The sequence below is a fragment of the Runella zeae DSM 19591 genome, from assembly GCF_000423565.1.
Lineage (GTDB): Bacteria > Bacteroidota > Bacteroidia > Cytophagales > Spirosomataceae > Runella > Runella zeae.
On record NZ_KE384050.1, the window covers coordinates 1 to 23,428 of the forward strand.

15 protein-coding genes are annotated in these 23,428 nt (G+C 43.2%); 5 read left to right on the forward strand and 10 right to left on the reverse strand.

Annotation, left to right across the window (positions count from 1 at the left end):
- Window positions 1-202: 202 nt before the first annotated feature.
- The 5 genes from G563_RS0132980 to queG form a co-directional block, all read right to left on the reverse strand.
- Window positions 203-835 carry an NAD(P)H-dependent oxidoreductase gene (locus G563_RS0132980; RefSeq protein ID WP_028669094.1) on the reverse strand — a complete coding sequence of 211 codons (633 nt, stop codon included), beginning with the start codon at window positions 833-835 and terminating at the stop codon, window positions 203-205.
- 206 nt (window positions 836-1,041) lie between these two features.
- A complete protein-coding gene (locus G563_RS0132985) occupies window positions 1,042-1,593 on the reverse strand; it encodes a hypothetical protein (RefSeq protein ID WP_028669095.1) in 552 nt (183 codons plus the stop codon).
- A gap of 36 nt (window positions 1,594-1,629) precedes the next feature.
- Window positions 1,630-3,240 carry a SusD/RagB family nutrient-binding outer membrane lipoprotein gene (locus G563_RS0132990; protein ID WP_084651032.1) on the reverse strand — a complete coding sequence of 537 codons (1,611 nt, stop codon included), beginning with the start codon at window positions 3,238-3,240 and terminating at the stop codon, window positions 1,630-1,632.
- A 48-nt stretch (window positions 3,241-3,288) separates the two neighbouring features.
- Window positions 3,289-6,576: a SusC/RagA family TonB-linked outer membrane protein gene (locus G563_RS0132995; protein WP_028669097.1), complete on the reverse strand. Its 3,288-nt coding sequence runs from the start codon at window positions 6,574-6,576 to the stop codon at window positions 3,289-3,291.
- A 549-nt stretch (window positions 6,577-7,125) separates the two neighbouring features.
- On the reverse strand, window positions 7,126-8,082 hold the full coding sequence (gene queG, locus G563_RS0133000) for a tRNA epoxyqueuosine(34) reductase QueG (protein ID WP_028669098.1): 957 nt from the start codon (window positions 8,080-8,082) through the stop codon (window positions 7,126-7,128).
- A 95-nt stretch (window positions 8,083-8,177) separates the two neighbouring features.
- On the opposite strand from queG, the gene G563_RS0133005 reads away from it, so the two are divergent.
- From G563_RS0133005 to dnaG, 4 genes are all read left to right on the forward strand, one after another.
- Window positions 8,178-8,594 (forward strand): lysozyme inhibitor LprI family protein, encoded by a 417-nt coding sequence (locus tag G563_RS0133005; protein ID WP_028669099.1) that lies wholly within the window; start codon window positions 8,178-8,180, stop codon window positions 8,592-8,594.
- A gap of 23 nt (window positions 8,595-8,617) precedes the next feature.
- Window positions 8,618-9,802, forward strand: coding sequence for an exo-beta-N-acetylmuramidase NamZ family protein (locus G563_RS0133010; RefSeq protein ID WP_229598600.1), 1,185 nt, complete (start codon window positions 8,618-8,620; stop codon window positions 9,800-9,802).
- A 24-nt stretch (window positions 9,803-9,826) separates the two neighbouring features.
- The gene (locus G563_RS0133015) at window positions 9,827-11,050 is read left to right on the forward strand and encodes a dipeptidase (RefSeq protein ID WP_028669101.1); all 1,224 of its coding nucleotides are present in this window, start codon (window positions 9,827-9,829) and stop codon (window positions 11,048-11,050) included.
- A 1,333-nt stretch (window positions 11,051-12,383) separates the two neighbouring features.
- The gene (gene dnaG, locus G563_RS0133020) at window positions 12,384-14,444 is read left to right on the forward strand and encodes a DNA primase (RefSeq protein ID WP_028669102.1); all 2,061 of its coding nucleotides are present in this window, start codon (window positions 12,384-12,386) and stop codon (window positions 14,442-14,444) included.
- Between the two features lie 67 nt (window positions 14,445-14,511).
- Here the strand turns inward: dnaG and G563_RS36535 are convergent, their stop codons facing one another.
- The 3 genes from G563_RS36535 to G563_RS0133035 all read right to left on the reverse strand — a co-directional run bounded on the left by G563_RS36535 (window position 14,512) and on the right by G563_RS0133035 (window position 19,707).
- Window positions 14,512-15,486 (reverse strand): nucleoside hydrolase, encoded by a 975-nt coding sequence (locus tag G563_RS36535; RefSeq protein WP_037328866.1) that lies wholly within the window; start codon window positions 15,484-15,486, stop codon window positions 14,512-14,514.
- A 224-nt stretch (window positions 15,487-15,710) separates the two neighbouring features.
- Window positions 15,711-16,694, reverse strand: a complete 984-nt coding sequence (locus tag G563_RS0133030) for a phosphotransferase (protein WP_028669103.1) — start codon at window positions 16,692-16,694, stop codon at window positions 15,711-15,713.
- A gap of 19 nt (window positions 16,695-16,713) precedes the next feature.
- The gene (locus G563_RS0133035) at window positions 16,714-19,707 is read right to left on the reverse strand and encodes a TonB-dependent receptor domain-containing protein (RefSeq protein WP_028669104.1); all 2,994 of its coding nucleotides are present in this window, start codon (window positions 19,705-19,707) and stop codon (window positions 16,714-16,716) included.
- A 163-nt stretch (window positions 19,708-19,870) separates the two neighbouring features.
- On the opposite strand from G563_RS0133035, the gene G563_RS0133040 reads away from it, so the two are divergent.
- Window positions 19,871-21,988: a Tex family protein gene (locus tag G563_RS0133040; protein ID WP_028669105.1), complete on the forward strand. Its 2,118-nt coding sequence runs from the start codon at window positions 19,871-19,873 to the stop codon at window positions 21,986-21,988.
- 142 nt (window positions 21,989-22,130) lie between these two features.
- On the opposite strand, the gene G563_RS0133045 is transcribed toward G563_RS0133040, so the two are convergent.
- Window positions 22,131-22,700: a DinB family protein gene (locus G563_RS0133045; RefSeq protein WP_028669106.1), complete on the reverse strand. Its 570-nt coding sequence runs from the start codon at window positions 22,698-22,700 to the stop codon at window positions 22,131-22,133.
- Between the two features lie 70 nt (window positions 22,701-22,770).
- Window positions 22,771-23,355 carry a Crp/Fnr family transcriptional regulator gene (locus tag G563_RS0133050; protein ID WP_028669107.1) on the reverse strand — a complete coding sequence of 195 codons (585 nt, stop codon included), beginning with the start codon at window positions 23,353-23,355 and terminating at the stop codon, window positions 22,771-22,773.
- Window positions 23,356-23,428 lie beyond the last annotated feature (73 nt).

Below are 23,428 nucleotides of genomic sequence, written 5' to 3' on the forward strand. Positions count from 1 at the left end.
GCTTAAATACCACCCGATTTCTTGAGTGTTTCATAGCCCTAATTTACAAAAAAATCTGCCCACAAAAAAGAGGCTGTCCCTTTTGAGACAGCCTCTTCCATTTTATAATTATTCAACTCATTTGTTCATGGCTTACACGAAACTTGACAAGTAAAAAGGCTACAATTTTCGCCCACTTACCAAGTTTAACTTCACTCATAGGTTAGTTAAGATGCGTATACAAAAGCTCCTTAGGAGTCCTTACTTTTTTGAGTTTTGCTAACCAATCTCCCGACTCATCGCGGTAGCCTAATGCCAAAATAGCGGTACTTTTCAAGCCTTTTTCCGACAATCCAAGAAGCTCATCAAGCTGATTGGCATCAAACCCTTCCATTGGTGTAGTATCTACTTTTTGGTTGGCAGCGGCCACAATCGCGATCCCTAATGCAATAGCTGCTTGCTTAGCGGTATGTGCAAAGTTCTGTTCGGGGGTTTGGCTTGTGGTCATTTGAATCAAGCGAGTACGATAAGCATCCGTGGCCGAATCGGGCAACCCTCGCTCACGATTGGCTCTTTCAAAATAAGCGTTGATGCGCTCTTCGGTATATTGCTCCCAAGAAGCAAAAATCAAAAGATGAGATGCGTCCGTAATTTGACTTTGTCCGAAGGCAATCGGGCGAATCTTTTCTTTCAACTCTTGATTAGAGACTACTAAAATTTCATACGGCTGCAGGCCCGATGACGACGGAGACAATCTAATAGCTTCCAAAATAAAATCTATTTTTTCTTGCGACACCTTCTCTCCATTCATTTTCTTGGTGGCGTATCTCCAATTCAAATCTTCAAGCAATTTCATATGTATTTACATTTATTGTTATTACATATAATACAAAGTAGGGTATAAAAACGTTCAGAACTGTGATAGGATTTCATAAAAAGTCTACTCAACTTAGTCCGAAAAGTTTCATAAATAACTCATAATAAAGTCTTTAATTTGGGTATTAAAAGCAAAAAAAATGGGCGATGTACATCGCCCATTTTTTTTGCTTTTACCAATAACTTTTACTGTATAAGCACATCTAGAAGCGGGGTAAAAGTTGTCCCAAGGGGATTGACAACAATGCCCGGTCCTGAGTTTTGCCACGAAAACACCCGCCCGTCTTTCATCGTCGCCACAAACCGTACCCTAAGACGATCGTTGGCTCTCAAGGTAGCAGCAGCCACTCCGGTCTTGGAAAGAAGCTCACTGACGGCTATTTGTTCTTTGCCATTGATACTCGACAGGGCCTTCAACAAAACGCCATGTGGTGCCGCAGTACTAGCGGCAGGTGTCACTACCGTACCTCTTACGTGGCTAGCGTAGGCTTCTACTTTTTCAATTTCAGAAGCATTGAGGCTTTGAGTCGAAAAAGCCATGTTGGCAGAAGCAGCATTGGCCAAAGTGACAGTAATGGTATTGACATTGGCCGCCGTTACAGCCGCAGGTAGTGGGTCAGGACGAGCTATAAAATGCGCTCCTTCTTTGATTTCGGGGAAAGGACTTTTGGTTTCGCAACTTATCAGAACAGCCCCTAACAGCCCCAAGAAAACAGATATTTTCAATGTATTTTTCATTTTTATCAATTATCGTTTTGAAAGTCAAACATTTAACTATTTCTGCCAAAATACCTTAGCTGTAGCGATAACCCGCTGCTGAGGAGCATTGGGATTCAACTGCAACTCTCCCGGTACGGGATAAGGATAAGATTGCGGATACCCACGATTGACATTGGTAAAGGCGATTCCGTCGTTGTTGGGGTCAAAGATTTTTGGAAAACCCGTCCGACGAATATCATTATAAGACTCCAAACCAAAGCCAAAATTGGCAATCCATTTTTCGGTCATGATAAGTTCAAGCTTGCCGTTGTCGTCGGCAGCGTCGTATTTGACCAATACCGCATCTACATATTCTTTGATAGTAGCGGCCGTGATACTTGGAGCCCCTCCCTTAGCAGCAGCGGCATTGACTTCTGCAAAAGCGGCATTCATAGCATCCGTAAAAAGCTGCTTGGCATTGCCCGTCCCCACGCCCGTCTGAGCCAACTCGGCGCGGGTAAATAAGTAAGAATGATAGGGTAAAATGCGTTGGGGACCGTCGCCTCTTGCTGATGCACCACTTACGCCAGCGGCGGTTACGCCATTGCCATCATCGTAACGACCACCACAATAATACAGCCCCACAATCGTAATAGACGATGATTGGTCAAAACCCTGATTGGGGCCTTGTGAAGAAAAATAAATCGACACAAAATTCCCGTTACGATATTCTACAGGGTTTTGGGCATTGGGACGAGCAGCTGAGAGTTGATTAAAATAATAATACGGAATACGAGGGTCACGAATCCCGTTCAAAACAGGATTGAGGATGCTCGTTCCTAACAAAATTTCGTGGAAGTAGGGACTGATATAATTGTCGCGTCCAGAGGTGGTGATGTTATAATCTTCTCTAAAAATCGGATTACGGTTATCAGGAGCACTGGTCGTGCCATAGTTAAGTGAAAAACCACCCGCCGAAGTCATCAAATCTCCTTCCGAAATCAGAGCGTTTACCTGCGTACTTACGTTTTGAGTAAGTCTGATTTGGTTATAAAGTTTCAGTTTGAGGGTTTTGGCAAACTGTCTCCAACGCACCAAATTACCCGCATACATGAGGTCATCTGTACGAGGAACCAGCGCCGAGGTTTTTGCAAGATTTGCAATACCTTCATCTATCATCGTAAATAGCTGAGGATAAATATCTTGACCTTTGTCAAATTTTGGAAACTGAATCTTGGCCGACGTACTCGCTTCTGTAAAAGGGACATCTCCCCACACGTCCACCATGTAGCTAAAAGTCATAGCTTTCATGATTTGAGCCACTCCAACGTAGGCAAAACTTTGGCTAGAATTGGCTTGTTCAATCAATATGTTGAGGTTTTGGATAGCTCGGTACATATTTGACCAAGCCTGCGTGCCCGAAAAATCCTGACCCGTGATGGCGTATTGGTCGTTGTTGCTACGCTGCGTCAATTGGTGTACAAATACGCCCGCAGGATTTGCCAAACCTGGAGGCCCTGCCCCTAGTGAGTTCACAATATCAAGCTGCGCGTTGGTGAGCAATTGCCCCGAATTGACCGTAGAAGGGTTGTTGGGGTCGGTATTTATATCAAGGCTGCACGCATTCAAGAGCAATATCATTGCCATAAGCGTGCTATATTTTAAACTTTTAATGATTCGATTCATGCTTTTAGGATAGTTAAGTGCTATAGCACTTGTGATTTGAAGACCAGCTTAGAATGTTACGCTTAAATTAACGCCGTATCTACGTACCGATGGTGCGGCAAAAAAGTCAATACCTTGGGCATTGGTATTTCCGAAAGTATTGACCTCAGGGTCAAAGTGCGTATGTTTGGGCATATGAGGAGCAAAAAACCATAGATTGCGCCCACTCACACTCAAATTGACGGCCCCAAAAGGAGTTTTGGTCAACAAACTTTTAGGAAGCGAATAAGCCAAAGACACCTCACGCAAGCGTACCACTGAAGCATCCCATACCGAAAACTCGTTGGGGGCATTGATAGCCAACGACCCACCAGCTGCCTGAAACCAGAGATTATTTTCCATTACTTGAATATTGTTAGGAATGGGCTGCCCGTCACCTCCAAGCAAAGGCTTAAGGGTATTTGCATCGCCCAATACTCCTGCCACTACTTTAGGGATTTCGCGGTCTTCGGTATCTTGAGTCACCCCACGTCCTAGCAAAAACTGATTGGTCCAAGAATAAATATCTCCTCCATGACGATAATCTACCACGCCACTGAGGGTAAATCCTTTGTATTTGAAGGTATTTGTTACGGCCAAAATAAACTTAGGATTTGGATTGGCGATGATTTTTTGCTCAACGTCTGGAATCGTCAACCCTGTATTGGGATTGATGAGGGCATTGCCTTTATCGTCACGGGCTACGGCAGTACCTCTCAATACCCCAAACCACTCCCCAGGCCGTACTACTGGCAAAGGTTGATTGGTAAAAATATTGCGGAGGGTTACTTCTTCTACGCCGTCGGCCAAGCTTTCTACGATGTTTTTGTTTTGGGTGTAAGCCGTAAATATCTCCCACTTCAGTCCATTGCTCATCTGAATCGGCACAAGCGTGATAGCCGCTTCGATTCCTGAATTACGAATAGAGCCAAAATTGGTTACAAAAGAAGTATAACCCGACGATTGCGGCAGTGCCCGGCGGGCGATAATATCCGTACTGAGGCGATTGTAATAAGTTAAATCCAATACAGCACGACCGCCAAAAAACTCTAGGTTGGTTCCGACTTCTACTTCTTTCGTAAACTCAGGTTTGAGATTTGGGTCAAAAGCCGATGCCGCTACAGAGGCTCCCGGTTGGGCGTTGAAGGGATAATCGTTATAGCGTGTTGACCCTTGCTGTCCTGAGCTTTCTCCAAAGTTGATTCTAAATGTATTGAGCGTCTGGTAAGGATCGGCATCGCGTCCTACTTTGGCGTAGCTTACTCTTATTTTGGCATTTGTAAGTGCTTTTGATTTTATATTAAATGCCTCCGTCAAAATCAATGAAGCATTGCCCGAATAATAGAAGTAGCTGCGATTGTTGGCAGGTAAAGTCGATGACCAATCATTGCGCCCCGTCAAACCTAAGAAAAGATAGTTTTTGTAGCCCAAAGTCATATCTGTAAAAGCGGCATACAAACGTCTTTTGCTAATTGCGGTATTGCCAGTATTGGGAGTCACAGTACTTACATTCGTAATCAAGTCAATGCCTCTCGTCACAATCCCCAACCCATTGACGCTCGTTTGGTCGCTGCTTCTTTGGTTGTAGTTGGCTCCTACGATAGCTCTCAGGTTGAGGTCCTGCGTCAAGTCACGATTGAGATTAAACAATAAGTTGTGGTCTTGTTCTTGAAACTCAATCGCGTCAAACTGCATACTTCCAATGCCCTGCGCTCCCGAAAGCGACCCGGCCGAAATCCGTTGAAAACGATTGTCGTTGAAAGTATTGAGACCTCCTTTATAGCTCACATTCAGCCAATTGTTGATGTCGTACAAAATACTACCGTTCAAGGCTACACGGTTGACTTTACTGGTAAAAATACTATTGTTGACCGACCAATAGGGATTATCAGCTTGACCAAAAGGAAAAAAGAACACGCCATTTCCAAACGGGTCTTCATAAGGCAGCTGGTCGAGAGGCCAGTTGCGGGGTTGCTGAAACATCCGAGAGAGAGGAGAAGTACCATCAGCACCAAAAAGCGGGCTGTCTTGTACGGTATTGGTGTAAGCCAGATTAGCCCCTACCACAAACCCATTATCAAGGGTAGTATTGCCACCAATGCTGACGTTGGTACGCTCAAAAGTCGAACCGGGGAAAAAGCTTTTTTGGTCAGTACGCGAAATCACCGATGTCACACTTGCTTTGGGACCTCCTCCCGTAATGCTGATTGAATTTTCGTAAAGATTTCCAGTACGAAAGAAGTTCCGCACATTGTCAGGATAAGCCCGATAGGCCACGTTGCCGTTGGGACGAAGTCCGTATTGAGCCGCAATAGCGGGGTAATTGGCTGCATAGGTATTGTAGCCTACCCAAATCGGAACCGAATCTACGGGGGCGGTGGTATTGGTCCAGCCACCTGCCGCATTGTATATACGTCCTAGTCCAAAAGCAGGCCCCCACGTCCCATTGGCATTGGCATATACTTGCTGCGACCCCGAACCATACTTGTTTTGGAAGTCTGGATAGCTCGCAATTTTCTCTGCCGAATAAGAAGTATTAAACGTAATCTCTAAGCCTTTTTTCGACATTTTGTTGGTACCCGACTTAGTCGTAATCACAATCACTCCATTGGCAGCGCGTGTTCCGTAAAGTGCAGCAGCGGCAGCCCCTTTGAGTACCGTCATCGACGCAATGTTGTTAGGGTCAAGGTCGGCAATACGGCTCGAAAAAGCCGCACCGTTGTCGCGGAAGCTACCACTTTCGCTCAAGTCATTGTTATAAGGAATTCCATCTACTACAAACAAAGGCTGGTTTGAACCAAAGAAAGAATTGGCTCCCCGAATCGTAATCCGCGAAGAGCTGCCCGCCGCTCCTCCTGAACCATTGATGTTTACGCCCGGAATTTTGCCTTGCATGGCTTTGATGACATCAGGCTCTGATTTCTGTACCAGTTTTTCGGCCGATAGCCTTTCTACCGAATAACCGAGGGTCTTGTTGCTCCGCTCAATCCCCACGGCTGTCACCACCACTTCGCTCAATTGTTTTACATCGTCAGAAAGGGAGACATTGATACTTGTTTGGCTTCCCACGGCTATTTCTTGCGAAAGATACCCGATAAAGCTAAATACCAAGGTAGCATTGTTGGGTACTTGAATTTGGTAAGTCCCTTCGGCATTGGTTGAGCTACCTGTATTAGAGCCTTTTACAAGTACATTGACGCCGGGCAAAGGGCTACCGTCGGCGGCGGCAGTGACTTTTCCCGTCACGGTGCGGTTTTGGGCATAGCTCTGAGCAATACACAGCACTATCCCCATCAGGAGTAATAAATTTTTTTTCATAAAATGAACTGGGAATTTGGTTTTTAATTCGTTTTGGCAACTGATGATAATTGCCGAAACAAATTTCCCCATTTCATTTATGCCAAAAATCACCCATTTATAGTGGTTTATTAAGTATAATGTTATGCCAATGTTATGTTGGGCAAAACCTTTCTACGACGAATTTTAAAGCATTTTTTCCCAAAATTGCTATTTCTAAATTTTTCCAAAGCACTGCTAGGGGAAATTTTTAAGCGTTTTATCCCTCATTTTTAGCTACCATGAATTAAGGGAACGATTAAAACCTTAAAAAAAATCTAATAATTCAAATCCCCCAAGATGCGGGGGAAGTAGTAGTTTTGTCCAAGAAAAAGTCATCAAAAATGGCTCATAACGGGTGATTTGTTGTTCGTTTTTTTTGCAGAATTTTGGCACAGGATTTAGGAGAGAAGGCAGTAAAAGTGCGGTAATGGTCTAGTCCTCGTTTTATTACGCTGATTTACAACATTAAAGAATTCTCATACGATTTAGTTTAGGTTAAGAAGATAACCGTAGGATTTTGTCTTACGGTTATTTATTTTCAGTACCTTCTACCACAAAATCTATATTACGTTTTAAGCCTTCCCATTTGGTGCGTTTGAGGGGCGAGCGGCGAAAGAGTTCTTTAAATACCTCTTCGGTGATTTCTTGCCAGTCGTTGTTTGTGAATCCTTCTAAAGCTGACGGCAATTGAAACTCAGGTGTTTGATGAGGTTTGGCAAAACGATTCCAAGGACATACATCTTGGCAAATGTCGCAGCCAAAAATCCAGTTTTCGAATTTACCCTTTACTTCTTGGGGAATAGCCTCTTTGAGTTCAATCGTAAAATAACTAATACAGCGACTCCCGTCTACCACATAAGGCTCCACAATAGCATCTGTAGGACACGCATCTACGCAGCGAGTGCAACTACCGCAATAATCCTTGATGGCATGGTCGGGCCACAAATCTAAATCGGAGATGATTTCCCCAATGAAAAAAAAACTACCCATTTTACGACTAATAAGATTAGAATGCTTGCCTATCCATCCCAAGCCACTTTTGGCCGCCCACACTTTGTCCATGACAGGGGCCGAATCCACAAAAATACGGCCGTTTACCTCCCCTATTTGTTGTTGGATTGTATCTACTAATGTTTTGAGTTTGTCTTTCAACACAAAATGGTAATCGGTGCCGTAAGCATATTTAGAAAGTTTGAGGTCATTTTCGCCTTCAGGCAAGCGTTTTTCGGGATAATAATTGAACAGCACAGAAATGACGGAGCGTGCCCCTTCTACCAGTTGGCGAGGATCGAGGCGTTTGTCAAAGTGATTGGCCATGTAGTGCATCTCTCCGTGGCGATGCTGGAAAAGCCAATTTTCGAGACGTGGCGCTTCTTCTTCCAAAAAAGTAGCCCTCGAAATCCCACACGCCTCAAAACCTAACTCTTCTGCGATTGATTTGATGAGTTGGCTTCTTTTTTGGCGGGTAAAATCGTCGATAGTCACGTGCGAAGAGTGGTTTATTGAAACAACAATCTTTGACAAAGTTACAGAATCTTGTTTATTTGTACTGTTTAGTCATTTTTTCAACCTTTACTCCTATGAATTTTTTTTTTAGCACATTGGTTATTTCACTCTCAATGGCTACCGCATCTTTTTCGCAACAAACCCCCGAAAGTCACCCTATCGATGTAAGCCTCGACAACTGTATGGACAAAAACCCTTCCACTCAGGGTATGATTGGATGCCTTGATGAAGCTTACAAAAAATGGGATGCCGAACTCAACAAAAACTACAAAGCGCTCAACCTACAGTTGAATGCGACTCAAAAAGCAGCTTTACTAGCCTCGCAACGCAAATGGATTGAATACCGTGATTTAGAATTTAAAACCCAAGCTGCTATCTATCAGGCGATGGAGGGCACTATGTACCTTCCGATGGCTGTCAACGATCGCCTCGAAATCGTCAAAAAACGCGCCCTTACGCTTAAAAGCTACTTAGAGCTATTCAACAACTAACTGTATTTCAGCCCTTATCAAAAATGCGCTTTATTATTTTTCCTCAAATGACATCCTACTCTAAACTTCTCCTCATAGTTTGTATGTTAGGAGTTAGTTTTCTCCATGCCCAAAAACCTATTTTGGGATGCGAAAACACTACGGCCTATTTACCAGATTTGAAGGGTAAAAATGTAGCCTTGGTCGTAAACCATACTACGATTTTCTCCAATCGACAGCATTTGGCAGATAGCTTAGTGAGTTTGGGGGTTAAAATCAAAATTATTTTCGCTCCTGAGCATGGTTTTAGAGGAGACGCAAGTGCGGGTGAAAAAATCTCCAACGGCGTAGATGCTAAAACAGGAGTGGCGATTGCCTCTCTCTATGGGGCCAATCGCAAACCTTCTGCTGCTCAACTCAAAGACATAGACGTAGTTATTTTTGACATCCAAGATGTAGGCGTGCGCTACTATACCTACCCTAGTACCATGCACTATGTGATGGAAGCCTGCGCCGAAAATGGCAAAAAATGTATTGTGCTCGACCGCCCCAATCCCAACGGTCACTATATAGCAGGGCCAGTATTGGATCGAAAATTTGCTTCTTTTGTAGGAATGAACCCCGTTCCTATCGTGCATGGCCTTACATCGGGCGAATTGGCCCAAATGATAAACGGAGAGGGGTGGCTCGCCAAAGGCGCTAAATGTGATTTGAAAGTAGTAGCTTGTCAGAAATACAATCACCAAACGGTGTATGATTTGCCCATAGCTCCGTCTCCCAACCTACCCAACCGCCAATCCATCTTGCTCTACCCTTCGATTTGTTTTTTTGAAGGTACCGAAATCAGCGTAGGTCGAGGCACAGATACTCAGTTTCAGGTCATTGGAGGTACAAACCCCAGCTATGGAAAATATACTTTTACGCCCACTGATAAGCCTGGTGCTATCAATCCTCCCAACGAAGGAAAAGTATGTTATGGGTTAGATTTGACCAAAATCAACGCTTACAAAGAAGGCCTGACGCTCAAGTATGTTATTGGGATGTACCAAAAAGCCCCTGACAAAAACAAATTTTTCACAAGCCCTGCTTTTTTTGATAAATTAGCTGGTACAGACCGTATCCGTACGATGATTGTGGCTGGCAAAACCGAGAAGGAAATCGTGGCTACTTGGCAAAATGAGCTAAAAGCCTTCAAAGAAATGAGAAAAAAATATCTATTATATCCATAAACCAAACACAATTTACGCTTCATCATGAAATCATCTTTTTTGTTATTGGTAGGAATCATCCTGACAACCTCCACCTTAAATGCCCAACAATCTGACGAACAACTACGGCAAAAGGCTGACAAGATTGCCCATAAATATATTCTTACAGATGGGCACGTAGACTTACCTTATCGACTCAAAATCAAAAATTTTCGCCTCGAACGTGAGTATCTTGGGATTCCTATCAGCACCAAAGACGGTGATTTTGATTATGAACGTGCCAAAAAAGGGGGGCTTTCGGTTCCTTTCATGTCTATTTATATTCCTTCTTCTTATCAAGAAACGGGAGGAGCCAAACAATTGGCCGATTCGCTCATTACGATGGTGAAAGGTATAGCCAAGGCGCATCCTGATAAATTTGCCGTCGTAACGACTCCCCAACAAGCGGATGCCAACTTCAAGAAGGGCATCATTTCGTTTCCGATGGGGATGGAAAACGGTGCTCCTCTTCTCCAACTTTCGGACGTGGCTTATTTTCGCCAAAAAGGGATTAGTTATGTGACGCTTACCCACGCCAAAGACAATCACATCTGCGACTCCTCTTACGATACTACTTACACCCACAAAGGACTCAGCGCCTATGGAAAAGACGTAATCAAAGAAATGAACCGCGTTGGTATCATGGTAGATGTGTCTCATATTTCGGACGATTCGTTTTACCAAGCCGTAGAACTTTCGACAGTACCCGTGATAGCGTCGCACTCATCGTGTCGGCATTTTACTCCTACTTTTAAGCGAAATATGTCGGACGATATGATTAAGGTAATGGCGAAAAAAGGGGGAGTCATTCAAATCAATTTTGGTTCTAGCTTTTTGGACGAAAACTACCGCAACCAAGTTCAAGTATTGCAAGAGAAATTTGGAAAAATGTTGAAAGAAAAAGGCCTCAAATATGGCGCTCCAGCCGCCGAAGAGTTTTTGAAACAATACCAAAAAGAAAACCCTGTTTTGTTTGCGGATGTTGAAACCGTAGCCGACCATATCGACCATGTCGTAAAACTCACCGGCAATACCCAACACGTAGGCATCGGCTCCGATTATGATGGCGTGGGCGATAGCCTTCCTACTGGTTTGAAAGATGTGTCGCAGTATCCTAATCTTATTTATGTGCTACTAAAGCGTGGCTATTCAGAAGATGATATTGCAAATATTATGTACCGAAACGTATGGCGTGTGTGGAAACAAACCATCGCCAATGCCAAAATATAAGAATTAGTAATTTAATAAAACATGAGTCACCCCGAAAATCGGGGAGCATAACCTCTAGTATCATAAAAGCTCTCCGATAAAAGCAGAAGCTCAAAATTCGCAACCAAAAGCTATACCACATGCGCTTGGGTTTGACTTCTCCGAAGCCCTTGGTGCTAGAGCAAAAACCCCATACTACAAAGGTGGAGCTTCTCCGAAGCTATGCTTTTGCAGCAGTAATCTGACATTTTGCCTCGGAGAGGCGCAATGTTTGTAGCCCACAAACCCTACACAAAACAAATGACTTCGGAGAAGTCAAACAGAAGCTTAATAGAGAAGGGAATCAAAAGGCATTTGTAAAAAAGATAGCTGCAATACCCACAGTATCAAAAAAAACCTTCTGTTTACATTTGAGTATTTGTCCCTACTCGAATACAAACTAGAAGTTTTTTTTAGGAATCATCTAAAGCTGGAATGACTCATTTTTAGGTAGCAACAAACCCTCAAACTAGCTAAGTATCAGCACAGAAAGAAGGGTTAAACCACTTATAATAAAAAGGAATCCTGCGATTTGTTTTTTAAGAGATGTTGTCATAGCTGTATGTAATTTTGAACGAAATTAATAGGTACCAAAAAGACAAACCAGATAAATTAGTTAAACCGTAAAAAATCAACGATAAAGGGTTTAAATTATCCATTAAGGCGTTTTATAGGAATGACGCACAAGCGCCCCGAAAGGTTGGCGATGTAGAAATTATTTTCATTTCTACCGATGTATAGCCCCTACGGGGCACAATTCACCCATTTTTAAATTCATATTCTACCGATGTATAGCCCCTACGGGGCATAATTCATCCATTTTCAAATTTATATTCTACCGATATGTAGCCCCTGCTGGGCACAATTCATCCATTTTTAAATTCATATTCTACCGATGTATAGCCCCTACGGGGCACAGTTCATCCATTTCAAATTCATATTTTACCGATGTATAGCCCCTACGGGGCACAATTCACCCATTTTCAAATTTATATTCTACCGATGTATAGCCCCTACGGGGCACAATTCATCCATTTTTAAATTTATATTCTACCGATATATAGCCCCTACGGGGCACAATTATTCATTTTCAAATTTATATTCTACCGATATATAGCCCCTACGGCGTACAATTATCCATTTTCAAATTTATATTCTACCGATGTATAGCCCCTACGGGGCACAATTCACCCATTTTCAAATTAACACATTTTCAAATTCGCTACCGATATATAGCCCCTACGGGGCACAATTATTCATCTTCAATTTTTTAAATTGGTACATTTCAAATTAACTAATACCGTAACTTTGCCGTATGCGTATCAACAATGAAACTGCCGACCGAATCAAACAAACCGCCGACATCGTAGAGGTGATTGGAGATTTTGTGTCGCTCAAAAAACGAGGGGCTAATTACATCGCTTGCTGTCCCTTTCACAATGAAAAAACGCCTTCTTTCAATGTCAACCCTGTAAGGCAGATTTATAAGTGTTTCGGCTGCGGTGCCGCTGGCGACTCCGTCAAGTTTGTGATGGATATTGAGGGAATTAGCTACGGCGAAGCACTTCGTCATTTGGCCCAAAAGTACCACATCGAAGTTGAAGAAGAACAACAAACGCCCGAGGATGTACTGCGTCAAAATGAGCGTGATAGTCTTTATATTATTCTCAATTTTGCCCAACAATATTATCAAAAGCTCCTCTTTCAACACGAGGAAGGGCAATCAATTGGGTTAAGTTATTTCCGAAATCGGGGGTTCAACGACCTCACCATCAAATCATTTGGGCTAGGCTATAGCCTCAACGAATGGGACGGTCTCACCAAAGAAGCGGGGCAGAAAGGCTACAACCCACAACTTCTTGAAAAAGCCGGGTTGGCTCTTCATAAAGACAATGACTCGCAGCGAGCGGCCCGCGTATATGACCGTTTTAGGGGGCGCGTGATATTTCCGATTCATAATGTATCGGGAAAAGTGATTGCGTTTGGGGCGCGTATTTTGACCAACGACAAAAACCAACCCAAGTATATCAACTCACCCGAAACGGATGTTTACCATAAAAGTAAAATTCTATACGGGATTTATCAGGCTAAAAACGCTATCCGTCAAGAAGACGTTTGCTATCTGGTAGAAGGCTATACCGATGTTATTTCGTTGCATCAAGCAGGCATCCAAAACGTAGCTGCTTCATCGGGTACTTCTCTGACCGAAGACCAAATCAAACTCATCGCGCGTTTTACCCAAAATATCACTATTCTTTACGACGGCGACGCGGCTGGTATCAAAGCTGCCCTGCGTGGACTCGACATGGTGCTCGAAGAAGGCCTCAATGTAAGCCTAGTCACCTTGCCTGATGGCGAAGACCCCGACAGCTATATTTATAAGGTAGGCGCCGAGGGCTTTAAGGCGCACGTCAAGCGCGCCACCAAAGATTTTATTACGTTCAAAACCGAGATGCTCCTCAAAGAAGCCGGCGACAACCCTTTCAAACGCGCCGAAGCTATCAACGACATTGTGACTAGCATCACCAAAATTCCAGACCCCATCAAACGGCAAATTTTCTTTAAGCGCACCGCCGAATTGATGAAAATGGACGAGCAAACGCTCATTTCGGAAGGCAATAAGCACTTGCGTCAAAAACGTGATAAAAACCCCGAAAAACCTACTCAACCTACCAAAAGTGCCGAAAAACCTCGCTTCAATCCCGAACCTGACCCATTTTCTTTTTCTGAGAATTTCATAGAAGAAGAGTTTGGCATATTGGTAACTGACGCCCCTCCCACGGAGTCGCTTCCTGCCGAAACTCCCGTTTCAAAACACGAGCCTCCTACGGATTTGTTCAAAGCAAGGCTTTACTTTCAAGAACAAGCCTTTGTTCGTTTGCTGATTTTGTACGGGCAAACAGAACTCGAACCGGGTATTTCGGTATGTCGATACTTGCTCCACGAAATCGGCGAAATTACTTTTGAAAACCAGCTTTTTGATTTGATTCTCAATATTTTCCGTCAGCGTTTTAGCTTTGGAGAAGTACCCTCTACTGATTATTTTCTGAGTCATCTTGACCCGGATATTCAGAGCTTTACGATTGACCTGTGTACGAGCAAGCATTATTTGAGCGAAAACTGGTCAAAACACGAGATTTGGGTACCTTCCGACGAGGATTTACTCCACGAAATCGCTTTCAAGAAAATCTTACGATTTAAGATGGCTTACTCAGGCGATAAGATGAAGGATTTGCTCAATCAAATGGGTAAAATCACGGGTAATACCGACGAAGAATTTGCGCAAATCATGGAGATTCAGAAGCAATACAAATTTTATAAAAACATCAACGACTTGGCAGCGAAAGAATTGGGTACGGTAGTGCCAGGATATTAAAGTAGTATCGTTTGTATTCCCAAAAATAGGTCGGGACACAAACGATACTATGCTCTAAGGTTCGTATTTACTTCACATATTTTCTTTTGAGAGATTCTATCAAAATCTCCTCAAATCCGGGCAAGGTTTTATAAGCGTAATCGACCTTCCATTTGGATTGAAAATCATAGGACACTTCCAAAAACGCTTTTTCATCAGGGCGAACGCCGCCAATTCCCGACGCCGCATCATTCTTTTTAACGTTGATTTGGACGGGAATATCTTTGTAATATTTAAAAAACTCAGGGTGAGTAATATGACCCAATGGGGTGGTATCATAGGGAATAAACCCCTCAATACCAAATAGTTTCTTACCACGCAATGCCCAAGGAGTAAGTTGGTCATACACCCATTTGTCTCCTTGGAAACGATTGTTGAGAAATTCAAAATCGGTTTTTCCCAAAAATAAATAGACGCTACATTCAAAACCCGACAATACCATCTTGACACCTGCATCTAGCACCGTTCGGAATGATTCTACATCTTTTTCAAAGTTGTAATCAAAAACTATTATTTTTTCAAGGCCCGGCTTAAACGAATAGCCCGGTGTACGCCCGGCACACACCACCACCTCTTCAATTTGGGAAGCTAGTTCGGGATGATTTTTGAGAAGAGTAGCAATATTGGTCAAAGGACCTATCGCCAAAATCGTTAATTTTTCTTTTTGAAGGGCCTCCGCCAACGCCCGCGTTGCATCATTTTCAGTCCCCATGTCGTCGGCTTTATCAGAACCTTTATATACCGGAATGGTCTTTCCACGACTATACCATCTAAGGAGTTTTTGGGCGGTTTCGTAGCCATAGTCTGCGTAAGTAATGGTACTAATCCCTACCAAATTGATTTTATCGGGATGCTGAAGAGCCATCATCAGTGTGACACCGTCGTCTACTTCACGAGGAGCCCGCTCCGGCAATCCAATCATCAAGTCCGTATCCAGCCACACCTTTTTTTGGGCAAAAGTAAGAGTGGATATAAAGCAAAAAAACACCAATAATTTATTCATAAATATCAAGAAAAAAGCAAACTAAGTACTTACCCACGGTTAATTGTTCTGATTATTAAACACTTCCTTTAATTAATATTACCTTCTAATCCTCGCCTTCAGGCTGGTGATAAGAAATACCAACGACACTTCAAGCTGCTGCTATTCAACACAATTAATGACTAACTGCCCACATACTGTTACCAGTGTTCTAACACTTAAAGTATTGAAATAAAGCCAATTGATTAGGACTTCATGATCAGTTCGTAGGCTGTTTCCAACAATTCTTCTTTGTCCAACAAACTCAATGTCAAAGGCAATTGGGCCAGTCCAATCAATCGGCGCATGATTTCGATACCCGTAAATTGATCTACCAATTGAGGGTTTTTGATGTCTCCGTAAGCTTGATATACTTTACGAATCACCTCTTCACTTTGCTTGGCCATCATCAGGTGGGCTGTCATCACTCCTAAATCAAACTCCGCAGGCCCATAAAAACAAAACTCTGGGTCAATCACCTTGACACCATTGAGGGTTTTGAGCCAACTACCCGGATAAAAATCGCCATGTAGCAAGCAGCGACCATCTGCCAAATAAACCAAACCTAGCTCTTTGATTTTTTGTTTGAGTGCCTCATCTACTTTATAGGCCATCGATATCATCTGAAGTCCCGGCGAAACGGTATCTAAATCAAACCCATTTTCCAACATCAATGGATACTGGAAAATGTGTTCGTGATTTAGGGCGCGCATTTCGCGATTGGCAAACGATTCGTCGATTGTTTCTTTACGGGTCAGTCGGTGAAGCATCGCGATGTAGTGTGCCAAAGCCTCCACTTCAGCCAAGCTCAGCGTTTGGTTAGGCTGGTACAAAAAGGTATAATCACTGGCCGTTCCTAGGTCTTCCAATACCAGAATATTGGTTTCTTCATCCATTCCAATCAACTGAGGCATTAGCTCATTCAGGCTTGCAAAGGGTTGGATTTGCTCATAAAATCTCCCCTCAGTGATAGCACGATTGACGGGAGCAGCTATTTGAGGGTATTTTTCGACATAAGCCCGCGACTGCTTCACAATAAAAGTACGGTCATGAGTACGCACGCGTACGGTATAGTTCATATTGCCTTCTCCAGGCTTTTCCAAGATAAGGATTTGCTCGTTTTCTTTGAGCCAATTTTTTGTTTTTAAGTAATCTTCCAGAAGCTGCGGCTGCGCAATATCTAAGTGCATAAAAGATGTTTTGAAAGTTTTACCACAAATATCGTAATCCAAATTGAAACTGACGTGGAGGACCCGCTGCCCTCACTACCAAAGGCGTTCCGATAGGCCCTACTTGAAACTGATTACTAGCCCCGATAGTGGCATTAAAACCAGATAAATTGAGGGTATTGAACACATTGAATACATCTCCTTCAAATTCTATGCGAGGTTTGTTTTTGATATAAATGGTATATCTGACAGTCACATCTACACCTTTGTACCACGGCAATCGGTCACTGTTTCGTTTTTCGCCAGGATAATAATCTGCCGAATACCCAAAACTCTCTCCATCACCGTTCAAATCAGTCGTTCCAAAGACTTTGGCATCGGCCAAACGCGTAATGGGCTGTCCACTTTGAAGCTGAATTGCGGGCGAAATCATCAAACTTGGCCAGGGATAGTAGGCAAACATAGCATTGATGATATGGCGTCGGTCATTGCTGTGATAAGCATATTCATTGTCAAAATTGTTGGCGTCTTGTGCTCTAACGTTGATACTCTCGCCCGCATTGCCTTTGATAGAAGAAAGCGTATAGCCTAATCGATACGCGTATTTGTCATTTCCTTTGAGTTTTTGAAAAGCAAAATTAGCGGCATAATAACGAGTAATACCCGCCGTTTCGGTCATAAATACATTTCGAGCAATCCCCCTTAAAGTATCTCTACCCGCTACCGCATAAGCACCTCTGCTATCTGAGCGAATGGGTATAGGACGAGTCAAATCTCCTTGCGCTACGGTTCTGGTTTTCACATCTTTATCGCTCGTAAAGGGATAAGGGCTTGGCGCATTGAGATTGCGAATAATGAAAAGATTGTTGGTAGCTACATGTACCAAATCGACCGACAAAAGATAAGCAGCCGCCGGCTTGTGCTGTACTCCTACCGTTACATGATGTGCGTATGGATTTTGAAATCCATTGGGGTTCATGACGCGTAAATTGGCACTAAACTGCTCATTTCTACGCCCTTGCAATTGCTCATAAGAAGGCCCCGCCAGATAAGTCACGTTGGAGGCCGTCGCTCTGATATTACCTGGAAATGTAATACGGTCAAGATTGGCCGTGGGGTCGAGTACTCCTAGGCGTTGAAGTTCGGCCAATTGTTTTTTGAAGTCGGTCGAATTGCTACTAAATTGTAGATTGTCGCTATAAATGGAGTACTTTATTTTGTCATAAAACAATCCATATCCTCCCCTCACTACCCACTGTGGATGTATTTGATAGTTGAAACTAAATCGCGGCCCTACATTATTAAAATCACCTTTAGTACCTCCTCCCTTGGACAAATTATCGTAGTCGTACCGCAGTCCCAATGCAATCTTCAAACGGTCGGTAGCATTCCAAGTATCTTCTAAATACAGGCTCACTACATTTTGACGTGCCCCAAAAGTAGTAGGTCTTAGTTCGACGTCATAAGTCCGTACTGAAACATCCCTTGGTATATCATTGATACTCAATGCCGAACCTAAATTCCTTGCTTTTAGCGCATCCAACTGCGCTTGGGTCAATCTCACGGTATAAGTCCCGTATTGATTGCCTCCTCCCAAAAGCGAAAAATTGGAAGAAATAAACTCCCCTCCTGCCTTCAAAGTATGGCGTCCGCTACGTAATGTGAACTTTTGCTGAAGATGATGAGTATGTTCAAAATCATCAAAAATAGCGCCCGTTTGTCCCAAAGTCGCAAAGGCCGTTCCGCTAGGGTCTTGCACTGTCACTGAGGGACTTGTAGGATTGTCGGGCTGACGGTAATTCCAGCGAAACATCGAAATTTGGTAGTTGGTCTCGCCCGTTAAATTTGTTTTTAAGACATAGCTATTTTTCAAAGCAACGAGATAAGTACGGTTGGCGATTTTGGCACCCGCTGAAGGGAAAACAATACCTCCTTCCAAACCACCTCCTTGCCTAGCAATATCAAAACTTCCTACATTGACACGTACACTTGATTTGAAAGAGGGAGTCCAGTTATGGTCTAGTTTAGTGGAAAAATAAGAAAAACTATTGCGCCCCGTCACTATCTCGTTGATATTGAGCTGTGGCACCCGTAGCAAATTGTCTTTCTTATCATAGGTTTGTTCAAAGTTGACATAAAAAAACGTCTTATCTTTTTTCAAAGCACCGCCGATTCCCACTCCCAATTGATGCCGCTGAAAACCATCTTTGACGGGATTGCCCGACAAATCGAGCGTAGGATAGGGTGATTTTGCATCTATGATCGAACCTGGACGAGTCAGATAAAAAACTTCACCCGTTAGCTGATTACTGCCCGAACGAGTAGTCACATTTACAATCCCGTTGCTGGTATTCCCCCACTCCGCCGAGTAGTTGTTGGTTAAGACCTGAATCGACTCTGTGAATCCTACTGGTACATTGAATTTTACGTTTCCTAAAAAACGCTCATTGTTGTCCATACCATCAATGAGATAATTGGTATAAATCCCGTTGATGCCATTGATGCTTACATTGGGGGCTTCGGCGTACCCTAGGCTTGAGACCGACAGATTGGGGAGTCTTACAAGTGCCCTCGTAATATCGCGCCCTTCGATAGGCAAACTTTGAAGTTCTTTTTTACCAATCACCGAGGCGCCTTCCGCATTTTGCACATTGAGCTTAGCCGAGCGAACGTCGGTGATGATAATCTCTTCCAACACAGTCTGCCGGCGTGCTGGTAAGGTAAGTGCCAAAGTAGTTTTTTGATTGTTTTCTAAAGAGACACCTATCACTTCAGTAGCGTCAAATTCATCCGTTAGTTTTGTAAAAACTCGATATTTTTCAGTTGTCCTCAAATTAGGAAATAATGCAACCCCATTTTTATCGCTAATGGTTGAATCAATGGATGGTTGACTAGAACTTTGGAGATAAATCCTAATTCCTCTTAATGTTTTTTTATAAAGTAAACTACTCACTGTCACTTCGAGAGATGCTTGGGCATATACACATCGACTACCCAAAGTCAGAAGTATGAAAAATAAAAATCGATTCTGCATTATTGTTTTTTGCTTGAATATACGCTTAATTGATAGTATTAGATTTTTTTAACTCAAAAATTGCTTGCACCATTCAAAGCCCGTTTGCTTATTTGCAACCCCAAAATACAGGATTTCGACTTTGGTCGTTGTAATCCTTATCGTCACCAATTAATCCAATTTAATGACCGCCGCTCAATTTATCGCCCCTTTGGTGGGAATCACCGAACGCCAAGCCCACAATACCATCACCCTTTTTGACGAAGGTGCTACTGTTCCGTTTATCGCACGCTATCGTAAGGAAATGACTGGACAGCTCGATGAAGTCCAAATCAATGCCATCAAAGAACAATATCAGAAGTTTCAAGAAGTTGAAAAACGAAGAGAAGCCATTCTAAAAAGTATTCAAGAACAAGGAAAGTTGACTCCTGAACTTCAAAAAAAGCTCGAAAATACCTACGTTTTACAGACCTTAGAAGATATTTATCTCCCCTATAAGCCCAAACGCAAAACCCGCGCCACTATGGCGATTGAAAAAGGGTTAGAGCCGTTGGCCCAGTTGATTTTTGCGGGAAAAGAAGCCAATCCTGAACGCAAAGCCGAACAATTTCTCAATGACCAAGTATCCAACGTCGAAGAAGCACTCCAAGGCGCGCGCGACATCATGGCTGAGTGGATTTCAGAAAATACCGATGCACGCAATAAAGTACGCTATGCTTTTGAACGGACGGCTTACGTTTCGTCAAAAGTCAAGAAAAACAAACAAGAAGAAGGAGCCAAGTATCGCGATTATTTTGACTTTAGCGAGCCGCTCAACAAAATCCCTTCTCACCGCCTTTTGGCCATTCGTCGCGGGGAAGAAGAAGGTATCTTGAGCGTGGATATTTCGCCCGACGAAGACATGGCTATTGAATTTTTGGATAGGTTGTTTGTGAAAGGGCTACCGGCTTGCAAAGACCAACAAGAACTCACTGTATCGGATGCCTACAAACGCTTGCTCAAGCCAAGTATCGAAACGGAGTTTTCAAATAGCTCCAAAGAAAAAGCTGACCGCTATGCTATTCAGGTATTTGCCGAAAATCTCCGTCAACTTCTTTTGGCCTCGCCACTTGGTCAAAAACGAGTTTTAGCAATCGACCCAGGTTATCGCACAGGCTGCAAAGTGGTATGCCTAGATTCGCAAGGCAACCTTATCGCCGACACGGTGATTTATCCATTTGATAAAGCAATGGAGGCTGAAGCGGCGATTAAAAATTTAGCTCAACGACATCAAATTGATGCTATCGCCATTGGTAACGGTACAGCAGGCCGCGAAACGGAAGATTTTATCAAAAACATATTGCCTCGTCTTGGTAAAGAAAACATCAGCGTGTTTGCGGTGTCGGAGCAAGGCGCTTCTATTTATTCGGCATCCGAAGTAGCCCGCGATGAGTTTCCCGACAAGGATGTAACCGTACGGGGTGCTGTATCAATAGGTCGCCGCTTAATGGACCCACTTGCCGAATTGGTAAAGATCGACCCCAAATCTATCGGAGTAGGTCAATATCAGCATGATGTGAATCAAGGAATGCTCAAAACAGCACTAGATACTGTGGTCGAAAGTTGTGTCAACTCGGTGGGTGTCAATCTCAACACCGCTAGCAAGCACTTACTCCAATATGTGTCAGGCTTGGGGGCTTCTTTGGCTAAAAATATCGTAGAATACCGCGCCCAAAACGGAGATTTCAAATCGCGTCAGCAACTCATGAAAGTACCACGCTTGGGAGGTAAGGCGTTTGAGCAAGCTGCGGGCTTTTTGCGCATCGACAACGCCGCCAATCCCCTCGACAATAGCGCTGTACACCCTGAAAGCTATCAGGTAGTAGAAAAAATGGCGAAAGATTTGGGAACCACCGTGGCCGAATTGATGAAAAAACCTGAATTGCGCCGCCAAATCAATCTTCAACAATACGTGAGTGCCACCACAGGGCTGCTTACCTTGCAGGACATTATGAAGGAATTGGAAAAACCCTCACGCGACCCTAGGGCTCCCATTTCGGCTTTTGAGTTTGACAGCCGCGTGCGCAAACCCGAAGATTTGCACGAAGGAATGGTACTACCCGGTATTGTCACCAATATCACGGCCTTTGGGGCATTTGTAGATATTGGGGTCAAACAAGACGGACTTGTTCATGTTTCTCAAATGGCCAATCGATTCATCAAAGATCCCAACGAAGTAGTTAAACTCCAACAACACGTTACGGTAAAAGTCGTAGAAGTGGACTTAAACCGTAAACGTATTGCGTTGAGTATGAAATTATAATCGGCTGTATAGGCTTGTGTATTAAAGTCGGAGACTTTAAACCATTTCCGCCCCGACAATATGTCGGGACGAGAAGCAGCTGTCACCAAACTATCATTTGGGGACAATTTGGAGCTGCGTCTCTGACGCAACAGGCATTCTTTCAAATCAAAACTGAATGCTTCCTTAGGTTGCGCAAGGCTTGCTGCAAATGTCGCTCGTCGTGCGCAATCATAAATTGAAACACATCCCCCAATTTTAATTTTAGAAAACGCGCTATCGAAATAGGAATTTTTATCTGATTCAAATCAGCGCTGTAGGCGCGCCTCAAATAGCTCAACAAAGTCTCTTGCTGCTGAATAAACTCCGCTATTACTGCATAGGCATCCAATGTCGGAGAAGGGATATGCCCTTTGAAAGCTTTGTATTTTTTCTTGCCCGTTTGCGGTTCCATCATTTTGATAAAATAAGCACCCAACCAAGAACTTTTGAAGGTGTCACTGGGCGGAGAAGAAGGTATTTTTGCTAACCCTGCCCCTATCTCTGGTAGATAATAATCTCCATAACTATTGAGATGCGCCAAACATTGCGCAATACTCCAACCACCTGTCGATGAGGGGCGTAACAAATCTTCTTCTTTAAGATTCTGAAATTGTTGAATCACCGTTTGCAAGTGACTGTCAACACGATTTTCTAATTTTTCGAGCAATTGTTTAGTGAGAATTGTTTCCATGACTATTTGTTTGATGGATACAAAATTGGGAGAACCGCCCAAAACAATTCTTGGTATTTACCAACATTTTCTACATCCTCACTTTATTGATCAGTTTGCTGAAATTTGTGGCATCCATTCCCAAATAATTGGCTAAATATTTATGAGGAACCAATTGCAAAATATGCGGACTCCGTTGCAAAAGGCGTCTGAAACGGTCTTCGGCACTGAAGCATTGCAGCTCTGCCAAACGCTCCAATACCCCCGAAAGAGAAATCATTGCCCCTTGTCGTACCAGTACTTCTACTTCCTTATGCTGCTGTATTAGCTCATAAAGCTCAGCGTAAGAAGCTCGCAAAAATGTGGATACCGTCAGTGTTTCGTAATAATATTTGGAAGGATGCTGCAACATCAACGCGTCCAATACGCCTCCAAACGAAGGGGCATAGGTGAATACAATGGTTGCTTCGCGGTTTTGGTCGTCAAAGTAATACACTCGCTGTACGCCTTCTATCACAAAATACAGGTACTTTTCTTTCTCACCAGCAGTAGTTAAAATCTCTTTTCTTTTGGCAGAAAAAGGCCGCCAAATCTTTGAAAAATCGTCCCAAACTTCAGGAGATAAAGGAGAAACAGAGTCTACAAGTTGGTGTAATAAGTCGAGTGCTGCTTGCATGAAGATGAGATAAGTTAAACAATACAAATATAAGTGCGGCCTTACTTACTTGAATTGGCCCAGGGGTTAAAAT

What these genes read in the sequence shown, in the direction of transcription:
- G563_RS0132980 (WP_028669094.1), bottom strand. Translation starts at nt 835, where the DNA reads ATGAAATTGCTTGAAGATTTGAATTGGAGATACGCCACCAAGAAAATG.
- G563_RS0132985 (WP_028669095.1), bottom strand. Translation starts at nt 1,593, where the DNA reads ATGAAAAATACATTGAAAATATCTGTTTTCTTGGGGCTGTTAGGGGCT.
- G563_RS0132990 (WP_084651032.1), bottom strand. Translation starts at nt 3,240, where the DNA reads ATGAATCGAATCATTAAAAGTTTAAAATATAGCACGCTTATGGCAATG.
- G563_RS0132995 (WP_028669097.1), bottom strand. Translation starts at nt 6,576, where the DNA reads ATGAAAAAAAATTTATTACTCCTGATGGGGATAGTGCTGTGTATTGCT.
- G563_RS0133005 (WP_028669099.1), top strand. Translation starts at nt 8,178, where the DNA reads ATGAATTTTTTTTTTAGCACATTGGTTATTTCACTCTCAATGGCTACC.
- G563_RS0133010 (WP_229598600.1), top strand. Translation starts at nt 8,618, where the DNA reads ATGCGCTTTATTATTTTTCCTCAAATGACATCCTACTCTAAACTTCTC.
- G563_RS0133015 (WP_028669101.1), top strand. Translation starts at nt 9,827, where the DNA reads ATGAAATCATCTTTTTTGTTATTGGTAGGAATCATCCTGACAACCTCC.
- dnaG (WP_028669102.1), top strand. Translation starts at nt 12,384, where the DNA reads ATGCGTATCAACAATGAAACTGCCGACCGAATCAAACAAACCGCCGAC.
- G563_RS36535 (WP_037328866.1), bottom strand. Translation starts at nt 15,486, where the DNA reads ATGAATAAATTATTGGTGTTTTTTTGCTTTATATCCACTCTTACTTTT.
- G563_RS0133030 (WP_028669103.1), bottom strand. Translation starts at nt 16,694, where the DNA reads ATGCACTTAGATATTGCGCAGCCGCAGCTTCTGGAAGATTACTTAAAA.
- G563_RS0133035 (WP_028669104.1), bottom strand. Translation starts at nt 19,707, where the DNA reads ATGCAGAATCGATTTTTATTTTTCATACTTCTGACTTTGGGTAGTCGA.
- G563_RS0133040 (WP_028669105.1), top strand. Translation starts at nt 19,871, where the DNA reads ATGACCGCCGCTCAATTTATCGCCCCTTTGGTGGGAATCACCGAACGC.
- G563_RS0133045 (WP_028669106.1), bottom strand. Translation starts at nt 22,700, where the DNA reads ATGGAAACAATTCTCACTAAACAATTGCTCGAAAAATTAGAAAATCGT.
- G563_RS0133050 (WP_028669107.1), bottom strand. Translation starts at nt 23,355, where the DNA reads ATGCAAGCAGCACTCGACTTATTACACCAACTTGTAGACTCTGTTTCT.